The 5,953-nt window shown below is 59.8% G+C and carries 4 protein-coding genes; 2 read left to right on the top strand and 2 right to left on the bottom strand.

Features of this window, described 5'->3' with window-relative positions; genetic code table 11:
• Positions 1–121 precede the first annotated feature (121 nt).
• Together macA and ACQRBV_RS25255 are read left to right on the top strand one after the other, a co-directional pair.
• On the top strand, positions 122–1,273 hold the full coding sequence (macA, locus tag ACQRBV_RS25260) for a macrolide transporter subunit MacA (RefSeq protein ID WP_411984688.1): 1,152 nt from the start codon (positions 122–124) through the stop codon (positions 1,271–1,273).
• Positions 1,274–1,275: 2 nt separating this feature from the next.
• Complete coding sequence (locus ACQRBV_RS25255; protein WP_411984687.1) at positions 1,276–3,234, top strand: MacB family efflux pump subunit; 1,959 nt, start codon at positions 1,276–1,278, stop codon at positions 3,232–3,234.
• A 61-nt stretch (positions 3,235–3,295) separates the two neighbouring features.
• Here ACQRBV_RS25255 and ACQRBV_RS25250 read toward each other — a convergent pair whose 3' ends face one another.
• Positions 3,296–4,636, bottom strand: coding sequence for a diaminobutyrate--2-oxoglutarate transaminase family protein (locus ACQRBV_RS25250; protein ID WP_411984686.1), 1,341 nt, complete (start codon positions 4,634–4,636; stop codon positions 3,296–3,298).
• 397 nt (positions 4,637–5,033) lie between these two features.
• Positions 5,034–5,870, bottom strand: a complete 837-nt coding sequence (locus ACQRBV_RS25245) for a helix-turn-helix transcriptional regulator (protein WP_205345274.1) — start codon at positions 5,868–5,870, stop codon at positions 5,034–5,036.
• Positions 5,871–5,953: the final 83 nt, after the last annotated feature.

Raw genomic sequence — 5,953 nt, 5'->3', positions numbered from 1 at the left:
AGTGTGACAGAGGGGGAGTCGGCACGGGCGCTTGCGCCCTAACCTGAAGCGAACATTCACGCAATTTAGTGCGAACCCGGCCACCGGTCGGGTCTACCTTTCAACGTATTAGTGGTCATCTATGGAAAAGTCGAAGTTTCGCAAGGTTTTTTGGGGCGTGGGGCTGGCGGTCGTGGCTGGGATGATTGTCTATTCGGTGCAATCACCCGCCGAGCCACCCGAATATCTGACTGCCAAGGTCGAGCGCGGCGAGATCGAGAACTCAGTGCTGGCCACCGGGATTTTGCAGGGGGTCAAGCAGGTCGATGTCGGCGCGCAAGTCTCCGGCCAGTTGAAATCACTGAAGGTCAAGCTTGGCGATAAGGTCAAGAAGGGCGAGTGGTTGGCGGAAATCGACCCCTTGGTGCTGCAGAACACCCTGCGCCAGGCCCAGGTCAATGAAGAAAATCTGGAGGCCCAGCGCAAGGCGACGGCGGCGCAGGTTGCCCAGACCAAATCGGTCTGGGAGCGTTACACCCAGCTGCAATCGGACGCGGCTATTTCCCGGCAGGATTTCGAGACCGCCGAATCCAACTATCTGGTACAGAGCGCCAATCTGGTCGCCCTGGATGCCCAACTGAAAAATGCGCGTATCCAGATCGACACCGCCAAGGTCAACCTGGGCTACACCCGTATCGTCGCGCCGATTGACGGTGATGTGGTCGGCATCGTCACCCAGGAAGGCCAGACCGTGATCGCCGAGCAACTGGCGCCGGTGCTGCTGAAACTGGCCGATCTGGACACCATGACCATCAAGGCCCAGGTGTCGGAAGCCGATGTGATTCATATCCGGCCGGGCCAGGAGGTGTACTTCACCATCCTGGGCGAAGCCGACAAACGCTACTACGCCAAACTGCGCGGCACCGAACCCGCACCGCAGAACTACCTGGACACCCAGGCCGCGGGCACCCCCAAGCAGAACACGGCGGTGTTCTACAACGCCTTGTTCGATGTGCCCAACCCGGAACATCGCCTGCGTATTTCGATGACCGCCCAAGTGCGCATCGTGCGTGACATTGCCAAGGATGTGCTGATGGTGCCGGTGGCGGCACTGGGCAAGCGCAATGGGGACGGTTCGTACGTGGTGCGGGTGGTCGACGAGACCGGTCACGCCCAGGAGCGCAACGTGCAGGTGGGGATCAATAACAACGTCAAGGCACAGATCAAGGATGGCCTGGCAGAAGGCGACAAAGTCGTCATCGGTGATCCTGCGCCTGCCGTGGCGGGGGTCTGACAATGACTCAAGCCTTGTTGGAGCTCAAAGGCATCAGCCGCAGTTTTGTGGCCGGTGAGAAGGCCTTCATGGCCCTCAAGAATGTCAACTTGACGATCAACGCCGGGGAAATGGTGGCAATCACCGGCGCCTCGGGGTCGGGCAAGTCGACATTGATGAATATCCTGGGTTGCCTGGACTACGCCACTGAGGGCAGCTACACCATCAACGGCCGTGAAACCCGCGACCTGGAAGACCATGAACTGGCGGAACTGCGCCGTGATCACTTCGGTTTCATCTTCCAGCGTTACCACCTGCTGCCGCACTTGAGCGCCATGCACAACGTCGAGATGCCGTCGATCTACGCCGGCGTCACGGAAGCCCAGCGCCACAGCCGTGCCAAGGAACTGCTGGCGCGCCTGGGCCTGGCCAATCACCTGGTCAACCGTCCCAGCCAGTTGTCCGGTGGCCAGCAGCAACGGGTGAGTATTGCGCGGGCCTTGATGAACGGCGGTGAGGTGATTCTGGCCGACGAACCGACCGGCGCCCTCGACACCGCCAGCGGCAAGGAAGTGATGAACATCTTGCTGGAGCTGCACGCGGCGGGGCATACGGTGATTATCGTGACCCACGATGCGAAGGTCGCGGCGAATGCCGAACGTATCATCGAGATGCGCGACGGCGAGGTACTCAGTGATCGGGCCAATGAACGCGTCGGGGTCGAGGCGGCAGCGCCGGCGGCCACCCAGCTCAAGGCCAGCCCGGGGCGGCGCCTGGTGGCGAGCCTGGGGCTGTTCAAGGAAGCCTTCGTGATGGCCTGGATCGCGTTGATTTCGCACCGCATGCGCACGTTGTTGACCATGCTGGGGATCGTGATCGGCATCACCTCGGTGGTGTCGATCGTGGCGATCGGCGAAGGGGCCAAACGTTACGTCCTCAGTGATATCCAGGCGATCGGCAGCAACACCATCGATATCTACCCGGGCACCGACTTTGGTGACAGCCATGCCTCGGCCATCCAGACCCTGGTGCTGTCCGATGTGACCGCGCTCAGCCAGTTGCATTACATCGACAGCGCAACCCCCAACGCCGGGCGCAACCTGCTGCTGCGCTTTGGCAATATCGACGTGGATGCCACGGTCAACGGCGTGAGTGCCAGCTCGTTCCAGGTGCGTGGGATCAAGATCGCCGAAGGCATCACCTTCAGCCAGGAGGATGACACTCGCCAGGCTCAGGTCGTGGTAATTGACCACAATACCCGCAACCGTTTGTTCGGCCCGAATGTCGAGGCACTGGGCCAGATCATCCTGGTGGGGAACTTGCCGTGCACGGTGATCGGGGTGGCGGCGGAGAATAAAAACATCTTCAACACCAGCAAGGCCCTGAATGTCTGGGTGCCGTACGAAACCGCAGCCGGCCGCCTGTTGGGCCAGCGTTACCTGGATAGCATCACGGTGCGGATCAAGGACGGGCAGCCGAGCAAGGTGGTGGAAGCCAACGTGGTCAAACTGCTGGAACAGCGCCACGGCACCAAGGACTTCTTCACCTACAACCTCGACAGCATCATGCAGACGGTGCAGAAGACCAGTCAGTCGCTGGCGTTGCTGCTGTCGCTGATCGCCTTGATTTCCCTGGTCGTGGGCGGCATCGGTGTGATGAATATCATGCTGGTGTCGGTGACCGAGCGCACACGGGAAATCGGCATCCGCATGGCGGTGGGGGCACGTCAGTCGGATATTCGCCAACAGTTCCTGGTGGAAGCGGTGATGGTCTGCCTGATCGGTGGGGTCATCGGTATCTCGTTGTCGTTCGGGATCGGCTTTGTGTTTTCCCTGCTGATCAAGGAATGGCAGATGGTGTTTTCCCTGGAGTCGATTGTCACTGCGTTCGTGTGTTCAAGCCTGATTGGCATCATCTTCGGCTTTGTACCGGCCCGCAATGCGGCGCGACTGGACCCGATCGAAGCCCTCGCACGGGACTGAGGCACCCGTTAAAAAGCCCGCCACCGGTGACGGTTGGCGGGCTTTTTTTTGCGGCCGGTGGTCAGGCCGACTGACTAACGCTGTGCAAGCGGTGCGCGGTGGCGGTGCTGACGGCGTCTTCGAAACGCTCGAGCACGCTGCCTACCTGGGCTTCGGTGATGGTCAGGGCGGGCAGGAAGCGCAGGACCGAACCGTGACGACCGCCGGTTTCGATAATCAGGCCGTTATCGAAACAATTGAGCTTGATCGCCCGCGCCAGGGTGCCATCACCCAGGCCCACCCGACCGTCCACGCGTGACTTGGTGACCTCGACCCCGATCATCAGGCCACGACCGCGTACATCGGCGATCGGGTCATATCGCCCGGCGATCTCCTGCAGGCCGGCCAGCAGTTGCGCGCCACGTGCCGTGGCATTTTCAACCAGGCTGGCCTGGCGGATATGGCGCATGGTGGCGCGCCCGGCGACCATGGCGATCTGATTGCCGCGGAAGGTGCCGGCGTGCATGCCCGGGCCCCAGGTGTCGAGGTGTTCGGCGTAGACAATCACCGACAGCGGGTAGCCGCCGCCGATCGCCTTGGACAGCACCAGGATGTCGGGCACGATACCGGCATGTTCGATGGCAAAGGTGCTGCCGGTACGGCCCAGGCCGGTCTGCACTTCGTCGATGATCAGCACAATGCCCAACTCGCGGGTGATCTCGCGTAACCCACGCAGCCACTGGGCGGAAGCGGGAATACAGCCACCTTCACCTTGCACCACTTCGACGAGCACGGCGGCGGGGCGGGTGACGCCACCTTCCGGGTCGCAAAGTACGGTGCGGATGTAGTCGATTGACAGTTGGTCCGTCTGCTCGCCATCGGTGCCGAACGGGCAGCGGAAGCGATACGGGAAGGGCAGGAAGTGGGTGTTTTGCGCGGTGACGCTTGGGATGTTTTTGGGGTTGAGATTGCCCATGGCCGACAGGGCGCCGGCGGTCATACCGTGATAGCCGCCGTGAAAGGCCATCAGCGCCGAGCGTTTGGTGTAATGACGCGCCAGTTTGATCGCGGCTTCCACCGCATCCGAGCCGCTGGGGCCGCAGAACAGAATCTTGCTGGAGTCACGCATGGCGGCCGGCAATTGGGAAAACAGTTCCTGTACAAACGCCTGCTTGGCGGGTGTGGCCAAGTCCAAGGCTTGTTGCAGTTGGTCGGTGCCGAGGAAATCCAGCACCGCTTCTTTGACGACGGGCGGATTATGCCCCAAGGCCAGGGTTCCGGCGTTGGCCAGGCAGTCGAGGTATTCCTTGCCTTGGGCATCCTTGACCCACACGCCTTTGCCGCTGACGAACAGGCGCTGGAACGTGGCGGCATAGGTGCGTGCATTCGATTCGACTTTCTTCAGATAACTTAGCTCTTCCATAATCATGCACTCATCGGCTGCGGCAAAGCGCAGCGCTGGATAGTTGATGGAACAAGAGACGGCGTGTCGTTAATAACGAGCGTTATTCAAGGCAGTAAACGGTGGGCCGGTTATATGACCGTATGACGTTTGTTGCTGGAAAAATAAACGCAGCCGTAAAGTTAGCCGAACAGCCTGTAAAGTGAGCACTGTCAAGTTAACTTATGACCCGGTTTAGTTTGAAGGAAGGCGGCAACGGCCGCTATCGGTTCAGGCGCGGGATGTCCCCGGAATCTCTGTCAATCAGGTGACAATAAGAGTAATAACCCGCGCCTGCGCTTGAACCGTGAAAGTTGTGCGTGGTTGCACGAAGAAAGTGTCAGTGATTCTGCTGTTAAATGAATAAACAGGGTGTTTTTTATTGCAGGCGTGTCACCGTCGGGTTACCGGGATTGGCATGCATCCAACGGATCAGCGAATGGCGCCCGCTGATGCCCATCTTGATCACCGCGCGTTTCAAGTAGCTTTCCACGGTATTGACTTTGAGCTCCAGCGCTTCAGCCAGCTCAGGCGCGGTACGCCCCGCCAGCAGGCCGGCGCAGATTTCCTTTTCGCGGTTGGACAGCCTCAAGCCAGATTGCACCAGGCGAGCCTCAAAACGCTGGCGCAGGGAATCCATGTCCCGGTTTTGTGGGACAAGCCCATCAACGGCGATATTTTTGTCCGGCATGCCTTGAGAATTTATCGCATTAATGTGCTTCTCTACCAACGCCAGCAGGAGCAAGGAGAAATCCTTGAGGATTATCTGCTCCTGCATCGAGAAGTCATCGATGTGTTCGCGGTAGAACGAAATTATATAAAAGTATTCTTTTTTCCGGGATTTGAGATGCAGCTGGGAGCTGAAGGGAATGGGCGTCAACGCCGGTTTTGAAGGCGCGCCGGCCGACGCTGAAAAGCTCGCCACGGATTGCGCGAGGACGGGCTTTGCCACCTGTAGGGCGGTCGGTGATTCAGGTGTTCTGGGTTGAGCGGACTTGATCAACGAAGACATGTGCTCCGGGCTCAGGATCTCCGCGCCGGCCCCGGTGGGCTCTACGCGCGCGCCGTCAGCGCCATCGATGCGCACATGGGTGATGTGCGTGGCATCCACGGGCACCTTGGTGAGTACCAGATCATGCAGAAATCGCGAGAAGTGGCGGCTGCCCGTACTGGCGATGACTTTACCGATGAGAGGAAACAGTGTTTGAGCGTTCATTATTTCACCGTCATGTTTCGGTTGATGACTGTCACAGCGGTTGGGTCGGTTGAAGCGCAAGCCTCACGGGGTAAAGCGGCAAG

Source organism: Pseudomonas sp. R11F, from assembly GCF_050312575.1.
GTDB lineage: Bacteria > Pseudomonadota > Gammaproteobacteria > Pseudomonadales > Pseudomonadaceae > Aquipseudomonas > Aquipseudomonas palleroniana.
This window is presented reverse-complemented; position numbering and strand designations above follow the sequence as displayed.